Annotated in this window: 23 protein-coding genes and 1 pseudogene; 15 read left to right on the top strand and 9 right to left on the bottom strand. The window is 52.6% G+C overall.

All coding sequences use genetic code 11. The features are described 5' to 3' along the window. Positions 1-88: 88 nt before the first annotated feature. The 5 genes and pseudogenes from ABD028_RS22510 to ABD028_RS22490 form a co-directional block, all read right to left on the bottom strand. The gene (locus tag ABD028_RS22510) at positions 89-1,321 is read right to left on the bottom strand and encodes a TIGR03862 family flavoprotein (RefSeq protein ID WP_343847582.1); all 1,233 of its coding nucleotides are present in this window, start codon (positions 1,319-1,321) and stop codon (positions 89-91) included. A gap of 113 nt (positions 1,322-1,434) precedes the next feature. After that, positions 1,435-2,046, bottom strand: a pseudogene (locus ABD028_RS22505) (isocitrate lyase/PEP mutase family protein); the annotation flags it as partial. Positions 2,047-2,315: 269 nt separating this feature from the next. Continuing rightward, entirely contained in the window at positions 2,316-2,459 is a 144-nt protein-coding gene (locus tag ABD028_RS22500) for an isocitrate lyase/phosphoenolpyruvate mutase family protein (protein ID WP_343847581.1), read from the bottom strand. Between the two features lie 93 nt (positions 2,460-2,552). Next, positions 2,553-3,281 carry an HNH endonuclease family protein gene (locus tag ABD028_RS22495; protein WP_343847580.1) on the bottom strand — a complete coding sequence of 243 codons (729 nt, stop codon included), beginning with the start codon at positions 3,279-3,281 and terminating at the stop codon, positions 2,553-2,555. 151 nt (positions 3,282-3,432) lie between these two features. Next, positions 3,433-5,106 carry an ABC transporter ATP-binding protein gene (locus ABD028_RS22490; RefSeq protein ID WP_343847579.1) on the bottom strand — a complete coding sequence of 558 codons (1,674 nt, stop codon included), beginning with the start codon at positions 5,104-5,106 and terminating at the stop codon, positions 3,433-3,435. A 112-nt stretch (positions 5,107-5,218) separates the two neighbouring features. Between ABD028_RS22490 and ABD028_RS22485 the strand changes: the two genes are divergently transcribed. Continuing rightward, entirely contained in the window at positions 5,219-6,088 is an 870-nt protein-coding gene (locus tag ABD028_RS22485) for a TetR/AcrR family transcriptional regulator (RefSeq protein ID WP_343847578.1), read from the top strand. Positions 6,089-6,113: 25 nt separating this feature from the next. On the opposite strand, the gene ABD028_RS22480 is transcribed toward ABD028_RS22485, so the two are convergent. Further along, positions 6,114-6,806, bottom strand: a complete 693-nt coding sequence (locus tag ABD028_RS22480; RefSeq protein WP_343847577.1) for a tellurite resistance TerB family protein — start codon at positions 6,804-6,806, stop codon at positions 6,114-6,116. Positions 6,807-6,951: 145 nt separating this feature from the next. Next, positions 6,952-7,863 (bottom strand): LysR family transcriptional regulator, encoded by a 912-nt coding sequence (locus ABD028_RS22475; RefSeq protein WP_343847576.1) that lies wholly within the window; start codon positions 7,861-7,863, stop codon positions 6,952-6,954. A 131-nt stretch (positions 7,864-7,994) separates the two neighbouring features. Between ABD028_RS22475 and ABD028_RS22470 the strand changes: the two genes are divergently transcribed. The 9 genes from ABD028_RS22470 (at position 7,995) to ABD028_RS22430 (ending at position 16,052) form a co-directional block, all read left to right on the top strand. Then, the gene (locus ABD028_RS22470; RefSeq protein ID WP_343847575.1) at positions 7,995-8,792 is read left to right on the top strand and encodes an alpha/beta fold hydrolase; all 798 of its coding nucleotides are present in this window, start codon (positions 7,995-7,997) and stop codon (positions 8,790-8,792) included. 70 nt (positions 8,793-8,862) lie between these two features. After that, positions 8,863-9,846: a hypothetical protein gene (locus ABD028_RS22465; protein WP_343847574.1), complete on the top strand. Its 984-nt coding sequence runs from the start codon at positions 8,863-8,865 to the stop codon at positions 9,844-9,846. A 131-nt stretch (positions 9,847-9,977) separates the two neighbouring features. After that, positions 9,978-11,084: a serine hydrolase domain-containing protein gene (locus ABD028_RS22460; RefSeq protein ID WP_343847573.1), complete on the top strand. Its 1,107-nt coding sequence runs from the start codon at positions 9,978-9,980 to the stop codon at positions 11,082-11,084. 33 nt (positions 11,085-11,117) lie between these two features. After that, the gene (locus tag ABD028_RS22455) at positions 11,118-11,723 is read left to right on the top strand and encodes a DUF998 domain-containing protein (RefSeq protein ID WP_343847572.1); all 606 of its coding nucleotides are present in this window, start codon (positions 11,118-11,120) and stop codon (positions 11,721-11,723) included. A gap of 147 nt (positions 11,724-11,870) precedes the next feature. Continuing rightward, positions 11,871-12,323 carry an SRPBCC family protein gene (locus tag ABD028_RS22450; RefSeq protein WP_102794336.1) on the top strand — a complete coding sequence of 151 codons (453 nt, stop codon included), beginning with the start codon at positions 11,871-11,873 and terminating at the stop codon, positions 12,321-12,323. 168 nt (positions 12,324-12,491) lie between these two features. Next, a complete protein-coding gene (locus tag ABD028_RS22445; protein WP_343847571.1) occupies positions 12,492-14,384 on the top strand; it encodes a propionyl-CoA synthetase in 1,893 nt (630 codons plus the stop codon). Positions 14,385-14,403: 19 nt separating this feature from the next. Beyond that, positions 14,404-14,817 carry a VOC family protein gene (locus ABD028_RS22440; RefSeq protein WP_343847570.1) on the top strand — a complete coding sequence of 138 codons (414 nt, stop codon included), beginning with the start codon at positions 14,404-14,406 and terminating at the stop codon, positions 14,815-14,817. 81 nt (positions 14,818-14,898) lie between these two features. Next, positions 14,899-15,117, top strand: a complete 219-nt coding sequence (locus ABD028_RS22435; protein WP_343847569.1) for a hypothetical protein — start codon at positions 14,899-14,901, stop codon at positions 15,115-15,117. A 194-nt stretch (positions 15,118-15,311) separates the two neighbouring features. After that, entirely contained in the window at positions 15,312-16,052 is a 741-nt protein-coding gene (locus ABD028_RS22430) for a class I SAM-dependent methyltransferase (RefSeq protein WP_343847568.1), read from the top strand. A gap of 44 nt (positions 16,053-16,096) precedes the next feature. Here the strand turns inward: ABD028_RS22430 and ABD028_RS22425 are convergent, their stop codons facing one another. Together ABD028_RS22425 and ABD028_RS22420 are read right to left on the bottom strand one after the other, a co-directional pair. Continuing rightward, complete coding sequence (locus ABD028_RS22425; RefSeq protein ID WP_343847567.1) at positions 16,097-17,158, bottom strand: SGNH/GDSL hydrolase family protein; 1,062 nt, start codon at positions 17,156-17,158, stop codon at positions 16,097-16,099. Between the two features lie 224 nt (positions 17,159-17,382). After that, positions 17,383-18,600: an MFS transporter gene (locus ABD028_RS22420; protein ID WP_343847566.1), complete on the bottom strand. Its 1,218-nt coding sequence runs from the start codon at positions 18,598-18,600 to the stop codon at positions 17,383-17,385. A gap of 137 nt (positions 18,601-18,737) precedes the next feature. On the opposite strand from ABD028_RS22420, the gene ABD028_RS22415 reads away from it, so the two are divergent. The 5 genes from ABD028_RS22415 (at position 18,738) to fos (ending at position 21,468) form a co-directional block, all read left to right on the top strand. Continuing rightward, the gene (locus tag ABD028_RS22415) at positions 18,738-19,628 is read left to right on the top strand and encodes a LysR family transcriptional regulator (RefSeq protein ID WP_343847565.1); all 891 of its coding nucleotides are present in this window, start codon (positions 18,738-18,740) and stop codon (positions 19,626-19,628) included. A gap of 42 nt (positions 19,629-19,670) precedes the next feature. Continuing rightward, positions 19,671-19,955: a YciI family protein gene (locus tag ABD028_RS22410; protein WP_343847564.1), complete on the top strand. Its 285-nt coding sequence runs from the start codon at positions 19,671-19,673 to the stop codon at positions 19,953-19,955. Positions 19,956-20,024: 69 nt separating this feature from the next. Then, positions 20,025-20,381, top strand: a complete 357-nt coding sequence (locus tag ABD028_RS22405) for a MerR family transcriptional regulator (protein ID WP_102794342.1) — start codon at positions 20,025-20,027, stop codon at positions 20,379-20,381. A gap of 46 nt (positions 20,382-20,427) precedes the next feature. Continuing rightward, entirely contained in the window at positions 20,428-21,006 is a 579-nt protein-coding gene (locus tag ABD028_RS22400; RefSeq protein ID WP_343847563.1) for an NAD(P)H-dependent oxidoreductase, read from the top strand. A 63-nt stretch (positions 21,007-21,069) separates the two neighbouring features. Further along, the gene (gene fos / locus ABD028_RS22395; RefSeq protein WP_343847562.1) at positions 21,070-21,468 is read left to right on the top strand and encodes a fosfomycin resistance glutathione transferase; all 399 of its coding nucleotides are present in this window, start codon (positions 21,070-21,072) and stop codon (positions 21,466-21,468) included. The last annotated feature ends 16 nt before the right edge of the window (positions 21,469-21,484 follow it).

Genomic DNA, 21,484 nt, shown 5'->3' with positions numbered 1-21,484 from the left:
GGTGAATAAACAGGCAGCTAATCGCACCTGCAAGGTGTTGGTCTCAAGCAAATCCGTTTAACTTGTTTGGCCGCATCTGGGCTTACAGCTAAGACCGAGGTTGGTGCAGATAATCGCAGATCCCGGCAGCCGCCAGTCGACCGGTAGCAAAACAGGCCGTCAGCAAATACCCGCCGGTGGGCGCCTCCCAATCCAGCATTTCCCCGGCACAAAATACCCCAGGCAGCTGATGCAACATCAGGTCGGCACTGAGGCTTTGCTGGCAAACCCCACCAGCGCTGGAAATCGCTTCCTCAACCGGTTTGGTGGCAAAAAAACCTACCGGCAGGGCTTTGATACAGGCCGCCAGTTGCGCTGGGGCTAGCTGCTGTGGGTTGGATTGGCATTCGTATAACAGCGCGGATTTGACACCGGTTAATCCGGTGCAGCGCTTCAGATATCTGGCGAAGGACTCTTTACTGCGTTTATTGGCAAGCTTGTGGCTAAGCTGAGTCAGACTCTGGTCGGGCAGCAAGTCGATATGCAGTTGAGCCTGACCGGTACTTTCTATTGCGTCACGCAGGTATTTGGAAAAGGTGTAGATCAGGCTGCCTTCCATGCCGGTTTGACTGATAACACATTCACCGCGCTTCTCCACCCGCTGGCCACCCGCCTGAAAGCTAAACAGCACGTTTTTCAGCGGACTGCCAGCGTGATGCTCCTTAAGGTATTCACTCCAATGGCACAACATGCCGCAATTGGCGGCCCGCAGCAGTGACAGCTGGATGTTGTTGTCGGCCAGTATAGTTTGCCAACTACCATCTGAACCTAACTTAGGCCAACTGGCGCCACCCAGCGCCAATAAAACCGCATCGGCATTCACCTCAATCTGCTGACCTTCATGGACAAAGCCAAGCCGGGTGCCGTCCAGTGCAGTCAGGCGATGGCGCATATAAAACTCCACTCCTGCCCCACGCAAGCGCTTTAACCAGTTGCGTACCAGGGGCGCCGCTTTCATTTGTTCGGTAAATACCCGGCCCGAGCTGCCGACAAAGGTCTCCACGCCAAGGCCCCGGCACCAGTCACGCAGTGCATTGGCATCGAAGTTGCGCAGAGCGCTATCCAGCCAGTCGGCCTTGTCATAATAGCGCTGAATAAAATCGCCGTAGGGTTCGGAATGGGTAATATTCATACCGCTGGTACCGGCCAGCAAAAACTTGCGACAGGCACTGGGTTTGGCATCAAACACCTGCACTTGCAAACCGGCCTGGCTGAGACACTCAGCAGCCATCAGCCCGGCGGGGCCTGCCCCGACAATAATCACCCGTTGTTTACTTTGCACCGATAACGCCCGCTGATTTAGGCGGCGCAGGCCGCCTGTGCATTGATTAGCATGGAATTATCGCATTGCTTGCTCTGAATGTCCGCGCTGGCTTGCGGCAAAGCATAGAAAGCTTAAAACAGCGCGTTAATGGCAGCGAAATTCAGCGCCGGATAGTCTGCATCCTGCAGATTCACCAGTTGCTGATAAGCCTTCACAAAAGGCACAGGGCCCATACTAAAACGCCGGATCCCCACCTTGGACAATTCCTTGATGGGCTCAGAAGAGGCGACTATAAGGTTAAGGGGCATGGACAGACTGTCTGCCAAATATCGGGCCGTTTGTGCATCCTGCAAGCCTGGAATAAAACCGCCATCGGCTCCGGCTTCACGATATAGACGCAGCCGTTTGGTGGCCATCTCCAGCGCAGCTTGCCCTTCAGCCAGCCCCCGTAAATACACATCGGTACGCGCGTTAATATAGATGCTCTGGCCGACTTTGAGACGAATGGCTTGTATTTTCTCAGCCAACAAAGCGGGGGCTTTGGTGCCGTCTTCGAGGTTGATACCGGCTACGCCCAAAGCTTGCAAACCGGCAACCAGCTCGGCAACCTGTTCTGCTGACTCGCTGTAACCCTCTTCAATATCTATCGACAGTGGCACCTGGCTTACCCTCAAAATACGCCCAACTGCGTCAAGCAGCTCGTTATTCGGTAGCTGATTACCGTCTGCATAGCCCAGCGACCTGGTTAGAGCGTGTTGACCTTTTGAGTATGATTTTGCAGCAGTTTGTGGGCCCTTTTATACAAGGCAGCGCGAACGTGGTGTAGTTAGTCTACATGAGAGAGTAATAACGCCGTAGAAAGGGCCCACAAGCGCTGCCCGAAGGGTTCAACCCAGCCCCTCTTGCTCGGTGTTGCCGGGCTTTGACTTAGGCCCACTAGGCCTGCAGCCCGGCGTCGTGACCAAAACGGGCTGGATTTGAACAAAATCTATACTCAAAAGGTCAACACGCTCTATATCGCACTGCCGGTGGCAAGTGCTTTGGCACCGGCTGCTTGCAGCAAAACGGCACCGCCCGCATCCCAAATATTAACCAATACCAACGGCGAATCGGCATGATGCAACTGCTTGAAGGTGGAAAAGTGCTCAGCTTGCATGATTATCTCCTTTGCTGATGGAGCGACTAAGTTAGCAGCATTTTGCCCGCCTGGTATGACGAAAGCGGAACTCAACAGATAAAAAATCCAACTTTACGGGGCAACAGCTCTAGCGGACGTATTCCTGGCACAACTGGCAAGTTGTGCCTGAATAAAGGCTTGTTCACCGCTTTGATACACCAGCAGATACTTTTGTACCATCTCGTCAAACCGGCGAATGTACTCACATTGGTAGGCTTGATTAGGCGGCAACCATTGATCCGGCCCCTCCGCGCCTTTTGCCCGGTTAAGGCTATTACTCACTACCAGCAGGTTGTCCATATCGTTGGCAAACTCACGTTTACGCTCTCTGTGCCAGGCACCGCCGCCGTGGGCGCTGGCCCATTTCAGCGGTACGATATGATCAACATCCAATTCGCTGGCCGATGACAGGATTTGCCCCGAGAAGGGATCAAGCCAGGTACCCTGCAACACCCGGCAGGTTTCACCGTCGTCGAAGCTGACTTGCAGGCGTGATTGAGCAATCAGCACCTCGGCACGGGTGTTTTGACAGTCGCCGTCACTGTCGATCCAATGCGGCCAGTCGTTGCGATCATAGTTATCAGCAGAGGGAGGCGTGGCGGCCTGGCTGGCAGACTCTGGCAACCTGCCACCATTGGCCAGACAGGCTTCCAGGGTGGCAAATGCGCTAAAATGCAGGGTGCGGCTGTAAAATCGGCTGCCGGGTTGGTGACATAACCCGGACTCAGACAACTTAACCGGCTCATCGGCCCATACCGACACACAAACCAGCCACAGGGCCAACACTGTACTTAACCGCATTTAAGCTTACCAACCAACTCCGAGCCTGGCGCGATCCTACCCGAAGCTGAATGGCACCGAAAGTATCAAAAGCCAGCCTGAGGTATAAGTCAGCAGCACATTGCATACAGGTTTCATCGTATAGCCAGCCCAGGCAATATCAGTGACTTGCTCAAACTGCCGCAGTCCTGCCCACAGCAGCGCTCTCGGCCAACTGACCGTTTTCCATCTGTAGCACCTGGTCGGCCAGATAAAACAGGGACTTGTCATGGCTAATCATCAGCACCAGCTTGTGTTTGGCAATCTCCCGCAGCTTGTTCATCAGTTGCTGGGCATTGGCTTTATCCAGCGCCGAGGTGGGTTCGTCTAACAGCAGCACATCAAAGGGCCTGACCAGCGCTCTGGCCAGGGCAAAACGCTGCTTTTCGCCGCCGGACAGTTGATGGTTTTGTTCTGTTAACGGCAGTTCCAGATTGCCCCCGATGCGGGTCAGCCAGGGTTCAAGGCCAGCTTCAAACAGGGCCTGATAGACTAATTCACTGGCAATGCCCGGCTGACCCAGACAGAGGTTGTCCCTGACCGTCGCCTGAAACAGCGCAGGCTCTTGTTCCACCCAGGCCATACGAGCGCGCAAGCTCGCCAGTTGTTCGGCCTGCAAAGGGACATCATTGACCCTGACTTCGCCCTTATCCAGCGCATACAATCCGAGTAGCACCCTGAACAGGCTGGTCTTGCCGCTGCCGCTGGGGCCACTGATAATCACCAGGCCTTTATGCATTCTGGGCAACTGCAGTTGCCGTAAAATCCGCTGCCCGTTCAGGCTTAAATCCGCGCCTTGTACCTGCAAGGCGCTGATGTTGTCTTCTGCTGCCGTTTTAAGGGGAGACTCAAAGGGTAAGTCCAGCAATGTTTGCAAGCGCGCAGCCGCGCCGCAGGCCTTTTGATAATTGGCGAAGAACATGCCCATGCTAATCAGTGGAAAAGCCAGACCAAACAAATACAGCAAAAACGCCGTAAAGGTGCCCATGGTCATACTGCCATCGGCAATCCAGTAAGTGGATGTGGCAATCAGGATAATCAGGCTGGCCATCAACGCCAGATTGCTGATGGGGCCTATCAGCGAAAGTCCCCTGGCCTCACGCAAAGCCAGATTGCGGTATTGTTGTAATGATTGACGAGCCTGGACATCCACCTGATGGTCAGCCCCATACACTTTTACCAACTCATGATGCCTGAACCATTCGCTGCACTGACGAGTCAGGTCGGCATAGGATTGCAGAATCTGCTTGTTCAGGCCGCTCATGGACAAGGCGATGGGTGTGATCAGTATGGCTCCACCCAATAAACAGCCCAGGATCACTAACGTCAGCCGCCAGTCCAACCACAGCAGCACGCCAAGCACCGCCACAAATGACAAAACACCGCCAACCAGTGCTGCCAAATCAGTACTGAATACCTGATTCAGCTCTTCGCTATCGGCCATCACCCTGGCGGCCAGCTCGCTGCTATGATGTTGGTGCAGATTGATGGTTTGCGCTCTGACCAGGTGACCAATCAAACGAAAACGCAGCCCTTTAACCGTATCCAACCCCATGCGGCTGGCCTGTACCGAAGCCAGATACTCTGCCAGCGCCGCCAGAATGACCAGAAGCGCAAGGAACGATGTGACCACCAGGTCATGACTACCAACGGTTAGCTGGTCAATCAGATCCCGTGCCACTATCGGCACACTCAATTCCAGCACAGTAGCCAGCAGTGTCAGCGCCAGCAAGCCAATAAAAGCCCGGCGTTCTGGCAAATAGGCACGGACAAACCGAAATGCCCCCGGGGTTGTTTCAGAAGACATAATGTTCCCCACAAGTGACCAACTGGTCAAAACCTTAATTGACCAAAAGGTCAAAGTCAAATGACTTGATGGTCAAAATGACTGTGTTATTGTGCCCGCTGGAGGAAACACCATGACAGATAAACGCACTCTGATACTGCAAACTGCCGACAAGTTGTTTGTCGAACAGGGCATTAAAAACACCACGATAGCCCAGATAGCGGAGCTAGCTGGTATCGCCAAAGGCTCGGTTTATTCGTATTTCAAGAGTAAGCTGGACATTGTTAAAGCCCTGTTTGTGCAGTCGTTTGAACGTAGCCAGCAAGCGGCAGAAGCGTTACTCGCCGATCAGCGCCTGCACGGCCCGGCGTTACTGGAGGCGCATGTGATGAGCCAGCTACATCAGGTGGAGGAGGAGCGTGCCTTTCAACAGATGTGGATGTCGGATGACTCTCTGGTCATGGATGATGACCTGCTGCAATTGATTCAAACCTGTCGGGCAGAATTTTGTCAGGTGCAACTGGCTATCCTGCAGCGTGCCCTGGGCGACGATGCCAGTCCCTGGCGTTACGATCTGTTAACCCTGATTAATGGCCAGATTCAGGAATTTTCCCTGCTGATTACCATGGACAATATGACCTTTTCCCACGTCCATTGTGCTGCCTTTATCAGCCGGTCAGCATGCTGGACCTTGAACGGCTTACAGCAATCGCAGTCTGAGCCGGTACTGACCGAACAGAACTATGTGATTAATCCTATGCCGGGAGACCGGCAGAGTCAGATCCAGCGCAGCCTCAAACAGCTACGTAGCTTGTGCATTAAATTGGACAGTGACGAGCAGACACTGGTCAGCCAAACCCTGGATTTAATTGAGCAGCAATCTAGCCTGGAGAATCCCAGTGTTGCCTTGCTAAGAGCGCTAATTGCCAACCTGCGCCCCTACCCGGAACTGGCTGAGGAACGCGCCAGGCTGGCAGAATTGCTGGCAGTTGAGCTGATTTAATCAGGTTGTGCCGTTTTCGCTCCTGTCACTGACACAGCTGTTCAGCTTCGCGGGCCTGGTGTTTTATCTCGGCCACCAAAGCGGGCGATAAACGCAGTTGCCGGGCCAGTTCGTCCAGATAGCTGCGTTCCATATAACTTTCTTCGTCTACCACCAACACACTGGCCAGATACATCTCGGCAGCCATTTCTTCGCTGGTGGCCAATACTGCGATACGTTCTGGATCCAGCGGTGACTTTATCTCAGCATCCACCCACTGAATAAAAGCCTGATCACGGGTAAACTTGGCCACCTCCTGGTCTATCAGCTCGCGTTCACGGTCATCAATATGTCCGTCCGCCTTAGCAGCAGCAATCACCGCTGCCAGAATGGCGCGGCCGTGCTGCTCTGCCTGAGGCGCGGGTAAACGGTCTATGGTTTGTGGCTCCGTTTGTGCCCCTTGTTGATTTTTCTGCCAGTTACCGTAGGCCTTATAAGCCACCACGCCCAGCGCAGCCAAACCACCATAGGTCAGTACCTTACCGCCCAGCTTGCGGCCTTTTTTACTGCCCAGCAGCAATCCCAGTGCACCACCACCCAATGCCGCACCGCCTTTGCCGGACAACATTTGCGACAACCCGCCTAAACCACCAGTATTGCCCAGCTTACCTTTAAGCTCATTGACACTTTGGCCACTGCCGGATTTCAGCAGTTGGTCGAGCAGTTTTAATGTACTCATCGCTACTCCTTGTTGTTTACTTATGGGTCGAGACTATCTTTTCAAACCAACAGTTGAAAGCCAGGCTTCTAGTTAAATTGTTAATAGATAAGACAACCACGCCGTAAAGGATCAACACACAGGCCCGGCACCATATCCCCCTTAGTTACAGGCTTAACGCCGAAACCAGCACAGAACGCTGCATTTTCAGACACTCCCACAATGCACTGGCTACCGGACCAACGGGTCGGTCAGATCTGCGGGCGACAACCAGTTGTTCATGGCTGCCCTGTAAAAAATCACCGCTGAGCAGATGCAGCTTTCCCTGTCGAATTTCATCTTCAACCAGATAGCGGGGTAAATGGCCCCATGCCAAACCATGCAGAATGACCTCCTTTTTCATCAGGTGATCGGCGACCGAGCAGCGGGGTGCGCCGGGTACTAAAAAGTGGTCATTTGGCGGTGAGTGGTTAGCAGTATCCCTTATTACACATTGTGTCAGGTGTTGCATCTGTTGTGGGCGAATATCCGCTGTGACGGCAAAGGGCAAAAAACCAGGGGCGGCCACCGGAACAAACTGTATTCTTCCCAAGGATAACCATTCCAGGCGCGTGTCATTGGTATTCACCTGATGAAAAATCAAATCGGCCTGCTCGTCATGCAAACGTTCCTCTGGCCCTGATACAGCTTCAAAATACAAGCTCAGCCTGGTGGCAGCATGCCCGGCAAAAAAGTCACTTAACCAGGCCAGTAACACAGGGCGTGGGCAAAAGTCCCCCAGGACAATGCGCAGCTCGGTTTCGGTCCCCATCGCCAACTGGCTGGCATGCAGACTTAGTCTTTCTGCTTCCTGCAACAACAGCTGTGCCCGCTGATTAAAGTCGAGGCCCGCCTGAGTTGGCTTAACCTTGTAGCCATTTCTGTCCAGCAGCGAAAATCCTAACTGCTTTTCCAGTTTACCTACCGCGGCAAAAACCGCAGGATGCGAGCGGTTTAAGCGGCTGGCGGCGGCCTGAAATCCACCGGCCAGGATGACCGCATTGAAACATTGAAGGTCGTGAAGGGTAAAGGCCGACATGTCAATTTTTCCTACAGTGATATTAAAAACTTTGTAATATCAATAGAGAATGAATGCAATCAGAATTCCTGCCTGACTTGGCTGAAGAGTCTCTCTGCTAAGTCATCCATTAACATTGCAGGAAACAATCCATGAACCAATTACGCGCTTTCTTGACCGGTGATGACTGTGAGATTGCCTTTCAAATTGAAGGCCCGACCAACAAACCCGTCCTGATGCTTTCCAACTCTATCGCTACCACGATGCAGATGTGGAAAGAGCTCATACCTTTACTGCGTCCGCACTTTCGCATTCTACGCTATGACGCCCGTGGTCACGGGGTTTCCAGTGTACCGGCTGGTGGCTATGGATTGGACCGGCTGGGCCAGGATGCACTGGAGCTGATGGACCATCTGCAACTGAATGACGTGCACTTTTGCGGCTTGTCCTTAGGTGGCTTTGTTGGCCAGTGGTTAGGTATTCACGCTCCGCATCGACTGGCCAGCCTGATACTGGCAAACACTTCTTCCTACCTGGGACCTACGCCACAATGGGACAGCAGAATCCGCGCAATATTGACGGCTGAAACCATACAGGAGACCGCCACAGGCTTTATCAATAACTGGTTTTCCAGCAGCACCAGGCAGACCCAAGCCACCAGAGTTGAGGAGTTCTACCATGACCTATTGACGCTCTCTGCGCAGGGTATTGCCGCCAACCTGGCAGCCGTGCGCGACACGGACATGCGTCGCACCGTCAGCCTGATAGAACTTCCCACTCTGATTATTGCCGGTCGGCACGATCCAGTGACGCTGGCCAGTCATAGTGAACTGATGGCCAGCACAATATCTAATGCCAGACTGATGACCTTCGAAGCCGTGCATATGACGCCGGTGGAGCACCCTGAAGCTTTTGCTAAGGCCCTTGTGGATTTTATCAACAATGGGTAGGCGACAATCAGACACATAGGCGGTATAAAAACCGCCACCTTGCAGTCGATAAAATAGCAAGGGGGATAGTATGCAAGTCACATCTTATCAGGCACAGTTGACACTGGCGCAGCAGCGGGATTTCCGGCAGGAGCGTCAGGTACTATTTAATCCTCCAAGCTCAGATGCCTCTGTAGCAGAGATGCCCAGTCTGTTGCCAGCAACAGGCACTGGCATTACGCAGCCTGCTGTCGCAGAGCGCAGCAATGACGGACAGGAAATAGACGCAGACTACCGTCAGAGCATCAAAAAACGTCTGATTGAATTACTCAGTGGTAAAAAGTTGGACTGGTACAGCGCCAACATACAGCCAAAACAAGGCTCAAGTCAGGCTGACACCATGCCAGACACGGCAGACAAGGCAGACAAGGTGCAGCGTCAGTTACAGATAGTTGAACGCACCCATGATTACCAGGCCTATCAACTGGGTCTGGCCATGACAATAAATACCGCCGCTGGTGAAACCCTTTCACTTAATGCTGAGCTTTACTGGCAGCAATTAAATGTGCACGAGCAAACCTTAATGATGACCCAAGCACAGCTACAGGACCCACTAGTGCTGAATTTCGACTGGCGGGCGGTGGAATTTAGCGGCCACACTGGTTTTGATCTGGACCAGGATGGTAATGCTGATCGCCTCCCCACACCTGTTGGCAACAGTGGTTATCTGATCCTGGATCGCAATCAAAACGCAAAAATGGATGACGCGCCTGAGTTGCTTGGCCTGCAAAGCGGCGATGCCTGGGCAGATATGCGCGCCATGGACCAAAACCATGACGGCTGGCTGGACAGTCGCGACAGCCAGTTCCAGCAACTTTACTGGTGGCAACCGGGCACTGGCAGGATATTTTCCCTTGCCCAGATGCAAGTCAATGGTTTGCTATTGCAAGGTGCCGACACACAGGCAGTGATAGCCCCGAATGGCGAGAGTCAGACCAGGCTCAGACGCAGCGGGGCCTTTATTCACCACAACAACCAGTTAGGCTTAATGCAACAGTTTGATTTTTATGTTTAAACAACATCAGGACAAGACCAGTATAATTGACGCCAGATAACAAGATAAGGTCTAATCTTGACTCAGATTGTCTGATTTAGCGCCGAGGCCCAGCCAATAACTCGCTGGCCCCGAAATACCAAGGAGAGTGCATGAAAAGCCTGGTCGGCATCACCAGCATACTAATGTTGCTGCTGGCAGGTGGCTGCAGCACCTCACCATCAGATTCTGTTACTCAACGAACACCTCATCCTTTTTGCGCATTGCCCAACGACATGGCCAAACGCCTCGATCAGGCACTGGCAGAGGAGTATCAGCAAGGTACTTTCAGCGGCACCGTACTGATTAGCCGTCAGCAACAGCAAGTGCTGGATTGCAGTTACGGTGAGGCGGATAAACAAGGCCAGCAATTAAATAACGATCAGACCCTCAGTGATATTGGCTCAATTGCCAAAACCTTCACTGCCGCTGCCGTTTTACTTTTACAGGCCGAGGGCCAGTTGCAGCTATCAGACTCTGTCGGGCATTTCTATGCTGATGCCCCAACAGACAAGCAAGATATCAGTATATTGCAACTGCTGACCCACCAAAGTGGACTGGATAATTTTCACAACAATTCTGACTTTGAGGCCATAAGCCGCGAACAGGCCGAGCAGCGTATTTTAGCTATGCCGCTAATTAGCCCGCCGGGCAGTGATATTGCTTACTCCAACGCTGCCTATACCTTGCTGGCAGCCATAGTGGAACGCGTCAGCGGCCAGACATTTGAACAATTTGTGCAGCAACGTTTGCTCAGCCCCCTGGCGCTGCGCAGTACCGGCTTTTATACCGACCCACGACTGAACAGCCAACCTATTGCCAAGGGCTATGGCGGACAGCACAGTGGTGAGCGCACCTACGATAAACCTTTGACCTGGGCCCTGAAAGGTGCCGGTGGCATGCTGTCCACCAGCAAAGATTTACAGCGTTGGTTCAGGGCATTGCAAGACAGTGAGCAATTACCTGCGGCACTGCGGCATCAGGTATTTTTGCCTGCCAATAAGAAATGGACCCTGGGTAACTGGGCCATCAGCGGGGCCAACGGTATGTCCATCTGGCAGATGGGCGGCAGCACAGACTTTGGCTATACCGCGCTGGTGCAGTATGTTCCTGAACGCGACCTGCTGATAGTACTGACACTCAACAGCTATTCAGACAAATATGCCAATGCCACTCACCACAGAATCAGCCGAAACCTGTTGCTGCCCTTACTGTTATAAGTTCAAGTATCACCATCAAGGAGAAGTATCAGCATGGAAATATTGGCGCTTAGTGGTCTGCTGGCCTGCCTTTGGATGTGTTTTGGTGTTGCGCTGGCAGCCAATTTTTACCCTGGTTACAGCCATCGCCGCCAGTTCTGCAGTGAACTGGGGGCAGCCGGAAGCCCGACACAAAAGCTGTCGCCGCGGCTCAACAACTATCCGCTAGGATTTCTGTTTATCCTGTTTGGACTGTATATCCTGCTGTTACCGGATGGTGCTGCCGCACTGCAATGGATGGGCGTGATGATTGTGCTGCATGGCCTGGCCACCTGGGTGGCGGGCTGGTTCCCGATGGATGCCGATCCCTACACGCTATCGCCAAGTTTGCACTGCAATATTCACTCCTATGCGGGCCTGCTGATGTTACTGAGCTTATTGGTTGCCCCGCTGTTAAGCTTTTTGTTACCGGCAAACGGCTATCTGCCAGGGGAGTTTAAATGGTTTTCACTGCTTTGCGTGATTGCCAATGTGCTGTTCAGTGTCACACTGGCTAAGGCCTATAAAGCCAAAACCCAGCCAGGATTACACCAACGTTTAAGCTATGGCGCCCAGTTGTTGTGGCTGGGTGGACTGTCCCTGCAACTTTGGCAGGGCTGATACCTGACGATTGTTTATAGGGCAATAACGACCAGGCAATAGCATAAAACGGCTAAAAATATTGCCTGAGCTGTCGAACCTGTGCGGTTGGCTTCGACTATAACAAGAAAGTTGTCACGCTATTCTTAATCGAAACAGGAGAAACCCATGTCAGGCAATACCATACGTCTTCATCGCGTGCTTCGCGCCGCACCAGATAAAGTTTACCGCGCCTTTATTGACCCCGATGCCATGGTCAAGTGGTTACCGCCGCACGGCTTTACCGGCAAGGTACATGAAATGGATGCCAAGGTTGGCGGTGGCTATAAAATGTCTTTTTGTAACTTTGCCACCGGCAAAAGCCACGCCTTTGGTGGCCGCTATCTGGAACTTAAGCCCGGCGAACTGATCCGCTATACCGATCAGTTTGACGACCCAAACATGCCCGGCCAGATGCAGGTTACCGTTCAGTTGCGGGAAGTGCTGTGTGGTACCGAGCTCAACATCTTACAGGAAGGGCTTCCCGAGGCGATTCCAACGGAATTTTGCTATGCGGGCTGGCAGGAATCGCTGGCGCTGCTGGCCTTGCTGGTAGAAGCCGACATTCCGGATCAGGATTAAGCCATTATCGAATGACAAAGGCGCAAAGATATGCGCCTTTTGTCGACAATCTGCACTATTATCCCTAAGTCTAATGCCAAAATACCGCCACTTTGTCTACAGTTGCATAATAATTATTCAGCCCTCGCCTTAAAACGGGGCCAACCCTGCAACCAGAGTAATCAGACCATGTCCTATCAAAGTGAATACCAACGAGCCTTAGACGATCCGCAGGCTTTCTGGCGTGACCAAGCCGCCAACCTGCCCTGGTATCAAGCGCCCCGGCAGATACTCAGTAAGGATGAAAACGGTATGCACAGGTGGTTTGCCGACGGCAGTATGAACACCGCGTATATGGCATTGGACTGGCATGTGCAGCAGGGCCGGGGGGAACAGCTTGCGGTGATCTACGATTCTCCGGTCAGCGGGCAAAAACTCAAGCTCAGCTATGCGGATTTACTCGAACAGGTTGCCTTGTTTGCCGGGGTGCTGAAAGCCAGGGGGGTGGAAAAAGGCGATCGGGTGGTGATCTATATGCCCATGGTGCCAGAGGCACTTGTCGCTATGCTGGCGGTTGCCCGGTTGGGCGCCATTCATTCAGTGGTGTTTGGTGGCTTCGCTCCCCATGAGTTGGCATTACGTATCGACGATGCACAACCCAAGATTGTGGTGTCGGCATCCTGTGGAATCGAAGTCAACAAAATCATCGAATACAAACCTATGCTGGATGCCGCCATAGAAAGGGCTACCCATAAGCCGCAGCACTGTATTGTACTGGCCCGTGAACAAGCACCGGCGCAGCTTATACCTGGCCGCGATCTGGACTGGCATGAGGCAATGTCAGATGCCAAAGCCGCTGACTGTGTGCCGGTACAGGGCAGCGACCCTTTATATATTCTGTACACCTCAGGCACCACCGGCAAACCGAAAGGGGTTATCAGAGACAATGGCGGCCACGCCGTGGCGCTGAAGTACTCTATGCAGGCTATCTACAATATGCGCCCGGGGGAGGTGTTCTGGGCTGCCTCGGATGTAGGTTGGGTAGTGGGCCACTCCTATATTGTGTACGGCCCATTACTGGCTGGTTGCACTACAGTGCTGTACGAAGGCAAACCGGTTAAAACGCCGGATGCCGGGGCATTCTGGCGGGTAGTACAGGAATATGGGGTTAAAGCACTGTTTGCGGCGCCCACCGCATTTCGTGCCATCAAAAAAGAAGATCCCGAAGCGCGCACGCTGGCGCGTTACAATCTTGGTCGCTTACAAACAATTTTTATGGCCGGTGAACGGCTGGATCCCCCGACCTATGACTGGGTTGTTAAACATACGGGTAAACCTGTGGTTGATCATTGGTGGCAAACCGAAACCGGCTGGGCTATTTGTGCGAACCCGGTTGGTATTGAAAACATGCCGCCCAAACCCGGCTCCGCTACGCTGCCGGTACCCGGCTTTGATGTGCAGATTCTGGATGGGAACGGGCAAGCACTGCCGCCCGGTCAGCAAGGTGCTATCGCCATTAAGTTACCTTTGCCTCCCGGTTGTCTGCCCAGCATTTGGGGCAACCATGAACGTTTCTGTGCCGGCTATCTGCGTGATTATCCGGGTTACTACTGTTCAGGCGACGGGGGCTACAAGGACAATGACGGTTATGTCTTTATTATGGGCCGCACCGATGATGTGATTAACGTGGCCGGGCATCGGCTGTCCACCGGTGAAATGGAAGAAATTCTGGCCGCCCACCCTGCTGTAGCGGAATGCAGTGTTATCGGTATGCAGGACGATCTTAAAGGCCAGGTGCCGGTCGGCTTGGTGCTACTTAAAGACGGTGTGCAAATAGATGAGCAACAATTACAGGACGAACTAGTGGTTATGGTACGCAGTGAAATCGGCCCTATTGCCTGTTTCCAGCGGGCCATCATTGTTCAGCGTCTACCCAAAACCCGTTCGGGTAAAATACTGCGCAAATTGTTACGACAAATTGCCGATGGTAAGGATTACACTGTACCTTCCACTATTGACGATCCTGCCAGCCTGGCTGAAATTGAAGGCCTGATGCGGCAACGCGGACTGGCCAGGGTCTGAATAAACTGTGAGGAGCGTGATGTTTGATATAGAAGCCATAGACCATCTGGTGTTGAGGGTCAGAGACTTATCCACCAGCATCGATTTCTACCAAAAGGTGCTGGGCTGTGACATAGTCAAGCGCCAGGAACATTTAGGTCTGGTGCATCTGCGCGCCGGAACTTCCATGATCGATTTAATCAGCCTGGATGGCAAGCTGGGACGCCGCGGCGGCGCAGCAGCGCAAACAGAAGGACGCAATATGGACCACCTTTGCTTGCGTATTCACCCATTTGACGAAGCAGCCCTGATTAAACATCTTCGGGACTTTGACATTCAGCCGCTTGGCCCCGCTGAAGTTAACTTCGGTGCCAAAGGCGATGGTTTGTCATTGTACTTTACCGACCCCGATGGCAATGTCATTGAACTCAAGGAATCGAGTCATTCACTTTGACGGTTACTTAAGCTGTTGCTAGTTTTTATTAGCCAGGAAGTAAAATGGCAATATTTCCACTTACACAGGAAGAGTAAGATTATGAAGATAACAAGAAATAGCGGCGCAATTGGATTAGGTATTAGCTTTGCTGCCATCATGAGTTGGTCAGTGTTTGCTAGCGGGTTTTACAATGTAGTCTGCACCGGGGTTAATCAAGGTGCTGACTGGATTGATGGTGCCCGAACTCAATCTGAGGTTGATGCACTCTTTGAGCTTTGCCTCAGCCAGGGCGGATCCCCTTCTATCTTCGCTGACTAACGATATGGTGGGAGCCGATTGCTCCCATCTTTCTTTTTAACTTAATACCGCAAAAAACTCACCGCTCTACTGTCAACATTGGTTATTTCAAACATATGTGCTGAGCCAAAACGCCCAACAGCAGCTTAATTTGCGCTTTCAGCAAGGGGCCAACATACTCAGGATAAGTCACTGACAAGGAAGTTACGCCCGCCATGACCACAGACTATAACGGCATCGCCGCTGAATACCGCCGCGCCAAGCTGCAACCCTGGCGACAACATATCGAAATGTTTATGTTATCAGAACTGGTAGGCGACCTGAGTGGCATGCGGGTACTGGATCTGGCCTGTGGTGAAGGTTTTCATACCCGAATGTTGCGTTATCGGGGCGCAGCACAGGTTATGGGGGTGGATATTTCCGCCGCCATGGTGGTACTGGCAAACGAACAGGAAAGCAAACGCCCGCTGGGTATCGACTATATTCGCTGCGATGTGCGCGAGCTGGCCCTGGCGAAGCAATTCGACCTGGTATTTGCCAGTTATTTGCTCAACTACGCTGAGTCTGCTGATGATCTTAGCCTGATGTGTCAGGTGGTGGCCGACCATCTGAAACCAGGCGGACGTTTTATTGGTATCAACAGTAACCCGGACTACAGTGGCGAGCTGCTCAGCATGCGCCCTTATGGTTTTACCCGTGACCCTGCTCCCACTGAAGAAGGCATGCCATTTAGTTACCGTTTCTTTTTACCCGGTGATCAGATGGTGGCCATTACCAATTATCATCTGAGTCGTCAGACCCATGAACAGGCCTTTAAACAAGCCGGGCTAACAGAATTGCAGTGGCTGGAAGTACAGGTGTCCCCCGCCGCCCAGGCAGATTATCTGCCTGGCTACTGGGATGCCTTTATTCAACACAAGCCGGTGGTTTGTTTCCAAAGCCACCGGATATCCTAGGGGCTATTAATCTTGCAGGTATAGATTTCGTTCAAATCCAGCCCCTAGTAAAAGAGCTGTAAATTGACCGCCTCAGCCATCGCCTGATAACCACTATCTCCCGGATGCAGATGGTCTCCTGAATCAAAATGCGGCAGGAAACGAGCTGGGTGCATTGGATCCCTGGTCAGGGCGTCAAAGTCTAATACTCCATCAAACTCACCAGAGTGACGGATCCAATGGTTTACTTGCTGACGAACTTGTTCTTTGTCATCGGAAAAATAGCCCCGCATTGGGGAGTCATGCAAAGCCCCTTCAAATGGGGTCAGGGTTGCCCCGATGATACGTAAGTCATGCAAGTGCGCCAATGTGATCAACTGCCGGTATGCGGTAATTAGCTGCTCCGCGCTTGTCGGCTCTTTGTGTGGAGCTAAGGCCGAGCCAGGCCAACCTATGTCGTTAATTCCCATCATCACTATTACGCTGTCTACGCCAGGGTGAGCAATAACATCCTGCTCAAATCTGGCCAACGCATTTTCTCCCAGACCAGTGTCGAGTAAACGGGCACCAGAGATACCGGCGTTGACAACAGCGATATTGGCTTTTAACAGGCGTTTGGCTAAAAAATCCGGCCAGCGATGATTCCGGTTAATACTTGATGCATTGCCATCGGTAATCGAGTCCCCAAAGGCAACGACTGCTTTAGCAGGTTCGCTACGCTGCACTATGACGCTACTGACAAACATACGGGTTTCTGACGTGTCGCTAACCTGCATATCAATGTTGTTCACCTGATTACCAGAACCAATATAGGCCGTTTGCAAACCATCCCAATGAAAGGTTTGAGGAGCCGTGGGCTCAGGAAAATACAGGCTAACAGCAACGTCTGCACTGTCATCCACACTTAACTCAATAGGATCACTAATGACTGCAGCGCCAACGGGTACAGTGAGATAGGCCTGCCCATCAAACAGTGCCTGCCTGGCTGTATCTGGCTGTATGGCTCCGCCATTTGCTACTAGTGCCGCAGATACGGCGCCAATGTGCAGCGGCTTGGTGCCATATCGATTCGATATGCGTAACCTAAGTCGCTGACCACCGAGACTTAGGCGCAACACTTGGCGCACAGTTTGATTCCAGAGCTGATTGGGTACTCTTACCGGCAACGCAAAGTCACCGTCCCACCTTGGCTGAGGGCTTGCAGCCCAACTGGTGACCCAATTACTTTTTGCTCGCTGTGCAGCGTGACTCACTAAAGGAACACACACCATTAACAATGCCATCAATGCGCAAACTGCACGATGAGAAACGTAGCCTCTTGCTTTCATACTTATTCCTTAAAGCTCCTGATTTATTTACAGACACAAGGATTGGTCTGCATAGAAGTTGAACGGGGAATGGGTGCTTCCAGATAGCGACTTAGCAGCGCAGTAGCGACAGCCGCCAGCGGCACCAGTGCAGCTACCCAGGTAATTGCCGCTAATCCTGGGCCAGACTCAATAACCCAGCCGCCCAACCAGGCTCCTAGTGCATTACCAAGGTTAAAGGCTGCGATGTTGAAACTGGAAATCAGACTTTGGCTGCCGCCCTGGGCTTTGTTCAGTACCCACATTTGCAATGGTGCAGCAGTGGCAAAGGACGCTACCCCCAACAGCAGCACAAACAGCAACATCCACATCGGGCTTTGCAACACCAGACTCATCAGTGCCATCACCAGCGCCAACAGCAACATGCTACCCAGCACAGCTGGCATCAGGCGCTTATCGGCAGCCCGGCCACCGAGCAGATTACCGACAATCATACCCAGACCAAACAACAGCAAAATCGGCGATACCGCACTTTCGCTAAAGCCGCTTAACTGGGTCAGCAACGGGGCGATATAAGTCAGCACGGCGAACACACCACCAAAGCCCAGCACCGTAGTCAGCAAGCCCAATAACACCGGGGCCCGGCGCAATACCTTCAGGTCTTGCTGCCAGTTAACCCGCTCTGTCTTGGCCTGCTTGGACGGGACAAAACGCCACAGCACCAACAATGCCAGCACCCCAATGATACTGACGGTCCAGAAGGTGGCCCGCCAGCTCACCATTTGGCCAAGCCAGGTGCCAAAGGGCACGCCGAGAATATTGGCGACGGTCAGGCCGGTGAACATAATAGCAATGGCCGAGGCTCTGCGTTCAGGAGCGACCACAGAAGTGGCAACAATGGCCCCCACTCCAAAAAAGGTGCCATGAGCAAAAGCCGTTACCACCCTTGCCAGCATTAGGGTGCTGTAATCCGGCGCCATAGCACAGCCAATGTTACCCAGGGTAAATACCAACATTAACGCCAGCAGTGTCCGCTTGTGTGGCCAGGCTGCCGTTAAGCTGGTCATTAATGGTGCACCAACTACCACACCCAGAGCGTAGCCGGAGATCAACATGCCGGCGTCCGGTACGCTGACCTGCAGATCCTGGCTGACCTCCAGCAGCAATCCCATAATTACAAATTCGGTCACGCCAATACCAAAGGCACCGACAGTCAGGGCCAGCAAAGCAGCTGGCAATCGGGGGGTTTTGGTATGATTCATAAGTCAAAACCTGCTGAAGCAATCTGACACTTGTACATAGCAATCTCACTCACAAAAACAATCTGGCTATTGTGGATGCGGCCGGACCAAATGATAATTGCGGTATTAAATAAAACACTTTCAAAAAAATATTGAAAATGAATCGACTGGATGATCTGCAAATGTTTGTTGAAGCAGCCCGTCAAGGCTCACTCAGTGCTGCAGCAAGATTACTTGGGCGCACACCGGCTGTGGCCAGTGCCAGCCTTAAGCGCCTGGAAACACAGCTCCGGGTAAAATTGGTGGAACGCAATACCCGTAATTTACGCCTGACCCCTGAGGGGCAATTGTTTCACGACAAAATTGCCCAGGGTCTGAGTTTGCTGGAAGACGCACAGTATGTAGTCCACCATGATTGTGCTGAAATTGGCGGAGAGATTCGCCTGACCGCATCGGTAGATTTAGCCCGGCAATGGTTAATACCATTGATGGATGAATTTCAGTCAGCTCATCCGCAGGTTTACTTTACCCTGCTGGCCGGTGATGCCGTGCGCGATCTGGTATCGGAGCCGCTGGACTTGGCCCTGCGCTATGGTGAGTTACCCGACTCAGCCCTGGTGGCCAGACGTTTACTGGATAACCGCCGAGTTCTGGTGGCCAGCCGGAGCTATGTTGATTCGCATCCGCCACTGCAACATCCGCAGGATCTACTTAATCACAATTGCCTTATTTTTCAGAGCCAGGAGCGAGCTTACCGCCGCTGGGCCTTTCATCAGGGCAGTGATGCGGTGGTGGTAGAGGTAAAAGGTGACAGGGTATGTAACGATGGTTCATTTGTGCGTGAATGGGCCTTGCTGGGGCGCGGAATAGCCTATAAAAGTCATCTGGATGTGTATCAGGACCTGCAAGCAGGGAATCTGCTACAGTTGCTGCCTGATTGGCTGGGCGATTCCGCCCCACTCAGTGCCGTCTATCCGGGCACCGGGCCGAGACCGCCGCGGGTTAAGCGATTTGTTGAATTTCTGGCCGAGCGATTTAAAACGCTCTGATTTTTCCCAACAATCACACAGTAGAAATAAGAAGGAACAGGTATGTTTGTTGTCTTGCTCACTTATATTCAACCATTGGAACAGATTGAAGCCCTGCTGGCAGAGCACATTGAATTTCTCGATCGCCAATACGCCGCTGGCAGCTTTATTGCCTCAGGTCGCAGGGTACCGCGTACCGGTGGCGTTATACTGGCCCGCGGAGAAGAGCAGGCAGCGCTGGAAAGGATACTGGCACAGGACCCTTTTCAGCGCGAAGGTGTCGCCAGCTATGACATTTACCCTTTTGTACCGAGCAAGATGCAACCCGGCTTTGAGCTGTTTTTATAATGCAGCGGTTTTCAGCCTTCACACCTCCTAACAAATAGCGGCTTAGCTGGTCGCACCATAGGGGCATTTATGTATATAGGAAAAGTCGCCAGCCTGACCGGGCTGACTATTAAGGCGATACGACTGTACGAAGCCAAAGGATTGATTACACCACCCAAGCGCCTGGGTAAGTACCGGGTCTATGAGCAAAGTCATATTGACGCTCTGCACCTGATCCGCGAAGCCAGGCTGCTTGGCATCAGCCTGGCGCGTCTGCAGCCGGTGATGCGTGTAAATGACAAGGGCCTGGATTGGCCACAAGTTCACCGCTTCCTGCAGGAAGTACGGCAAGAGCTGGAAACCGAGATCAAACAAACCCAAGCTCGTATTAAGCGACTGGACGCGTGTTGCCAGGAAATTGGCCACTGTGCCTTGACTCTGCCCTAAAGGGTAGAGCCTAGACTGCCCCTTCCGTTTGCAGGAAGGAGCAACTATGAAAAAACGTATTCTGGTTATCAGTGGCAGTCCACGCACAGGCAGTTTTAGCGAACAACTGGCGACGGCTTATCAACAAGGGGCTGGCTCACTGCACGAAGTGCAACTAAGTTATCTGTCACAGATGGACTTCAACCCTGACCTTTGCCACGGCTATGCAAAGGCCCAGCCCCTTGAACCTTGTCTTCAGGAGTTTCAGCGCCAGTTGGCCTGGGCGGAACATATAGTGATTTATACCCCTGTTTGGTGGGGGGCCCTGCCAGCCAAGTTCAAGGGCTTATTTGACCGTACATTATTACCCGGCTTTGCTTTTAAATACGAAAAGGGCATGAAAATGCAGCAAAAATTGCTGAGCGGCAAAACGGCGCGCATCACACTGACATTAGACACCCCAGCCTGGTATTTTCGCTGGGTACAAGGTGCGCCCGCCAGCAAGCAACTGCAAATCACCACCCTGGCGTTTTGCGGCATCAAATCTGCCAGGCCCAATTTGTACGGCCCGATGATTAGCGCCACAGAGCAGCAGCGACAACAGTGGCTGCGACAAGTCCGCCAATACGGACAACAAGCCCTGTAACCCCTTGTAAAGATAGGCAATTATCGATAGTTTGTGGCAACAACTCAGATTATCAGACAGCCAATGCTTAAAGGACTAAACCATATCACCGTAGCAGTGGCCGACCTTGATCGGTCATTGCATTTTTACCTTAAGGTGCTCGGCTTTAGCGGTCATGTACGCTGGGACAAAGGCGCGTATCTGAGCCTGGGGGAACTGTGGTTGTGCCTGTCGGTGGATACACCCGTACCGGCACAAGACTACAGTCACCTGGCTTTTACCCTGGCAGCAGAGGATTTCGCGGCATTCCGGGAACGACTGCAGCAAAATAACACTCCCATCTGGAAAGATAATCACAGCGAAGGCGACTCGGTGTATTTTCTCGATCCTGATGGCCACAAACTGGAAGCCCACGAAGGTAGTCTGGCCAGTCGCCTGCAAAGCCTGCATCAACAACCCTATTCGGGGTTGAGCTGGCTGTGATAGATTGAGCTTAAAC

Source organism: Bowmanella denitrificans (assembly GCF_039522935.1).
Taxonomy (GTDB): domain Bacteria; phylum Pseudomonadota; class Gammaproteobacteria; order Enterobacterales; family Alteromonadaceae; genus Bowmanella; species Bowmanella denitrificans.
Note: the sequence above shows the minus strand (reverse complement) of the source record. Positions and strands in the feature narration are given on the sequence as shown.

Bases quoted from the DNA above. Each gene is read 5' to 3' on its own strand.
- ABD028_RS22405 (WP_102794342.1), top strand. From the start codon at position 20,025: ATGTATATAGGAAAAGTCGCCAGCCTGACCGGGCTGACTATTAAGGCG.
- ABD028_RS22420 (WP_343847566.1), bottom strand. From the start codon at position 18,600: ATGAATCATACCAAAACCCCCCGATTGCCAGCTGCTTTGCTGGCCCTG.
- ABD028_RS22440 (WP_343847570.1), top strand. From the start codon at position 14,404: ATGTTTGATATAGAAGCCATAGACCATCTGGTGTTGAGGGTCAGAGAC.
- ABD028_RS22500 (WP_343847581.1), bottom strand. From the start codon at position 2,459: ATGCAAGCTGAGCACTTTTCCACCTTCAAGCAGTTGCATCATGCCGAT.
- ABD028_RS22460 (WP_343847573.1), top strand. From the start codon at position 9,978: ATGAAAAGCCTGGTCGGCATCACCAGCATACTAATGTTGCTGCTGGCA.
- ABD028_RS22400 (WP_343847563.1), top strand. From the start codon at position 20,428: ATGAAAAAACGTATTCTGGTTATCAGTGGCAGTCCACGCACAGGCAGT.
- ABD028_RS22465 (WP_343847574.1), top strand. From the start codon at position 8,863: ATGCAAGTCACATCTTATCAGGCACAGTTGACACTGGCGCAGCAGCGG.
- ABD028_RS22495 (WP_343847580.1), bottom strand. From the start codon at position 3,281: ATGCGGTTAAGTACAGTGTTGGCCCTGTGGCTGGTTTGTGTGTCGGTA.
- ABD028_RS22435 (WP_343847569.1), top strand. From the start codon at position 14,899: ATGAAGATAACAAGAAATAGCGGCGCAATTGGATTAGGTATTAGCTTT.
- fos (WP_343847562.1), top strand. From the start codon at position 21,070: ATGCTTAAAGGACTAAACCATATCACCGTAGCAGTGGCCGACCTTGAT.
- ABD028_RS22445 (WP_343847571.1), top strand. From the start codon at position 12,492: ATGTCCTATCAAAGTGAATACCAACGAGCCTTAGACGATCCGCAGGCT.
- ABD028_RS22415 (WP_343847565.1), top strand. From the start codon at position 18,738: ATGAATCGACTGGATGATCTGCAAATGTTTGTTGAAGCAGCCCGTCAA.
- ABD028_RS22490 (WP_343847579.1), bottom strand. From the start codon at position 5,106: ATGTCTTCTGAAACAACCCCGGGGGCATTTCGGTTTGTCCGTGCCTAT.
- ABD028_RS22475 (WP_343847576.1), bottom strand. From the start codon at position 7,863: ATGTCGGCCTTTACCCTTCACGACCTTCAATGTTTCAATGCGGTCATC.
- ABD028_RS22455 (WP_343847572.1), top strand. From the start codon at position 11,118: ATGGAAATATTGGCGCTTAGTGGTCTGCTGGCCTGCCTTTGGATGTGT.
- ABD028_RS22470 (WP_343847575.1), top strand. From the start codon at position 7,995: ATGAACCAATTACGCGCTTTCTTGACCGGTGATGACTGTGAGATTGCC.
- ABD028_RS22450 (WP_102794336.1), top strand. From the start codon at position 11,871: ATGTCAGGCAATACCATACGTCTTCATCGCGTGCTTCGCGCCGCACCA.
- ABD028_RS22410 (WP_343847564.1), top strand. From the start codon at position 19,671: ATGTTTGTTGTCTTGCTCACTTATATTCAACCATTGGAACAGATTGAA.
- ABD028_RS22485 (WP_343847578.1), top strand. From the start codon at position 5,219: ATGACAGATAAACGCACTCTGATACTGCAAACTGCCGACAAGTTGTTT.
- ABD028_RS22480 (WP_343847577.1), bottom strand. From the start codon at position 6,806: ATGAGTACATTAAAACTGCTCGACCAACTGCTGAAATCCGGCAGTGGC.
- ABD028_RS22430 (WP_343847568.1), top strand. From the start codon at position 15,312: ATGACCACAGACTATAACGGCATCGCCGCTGAATACCGCCGCGCCAAG.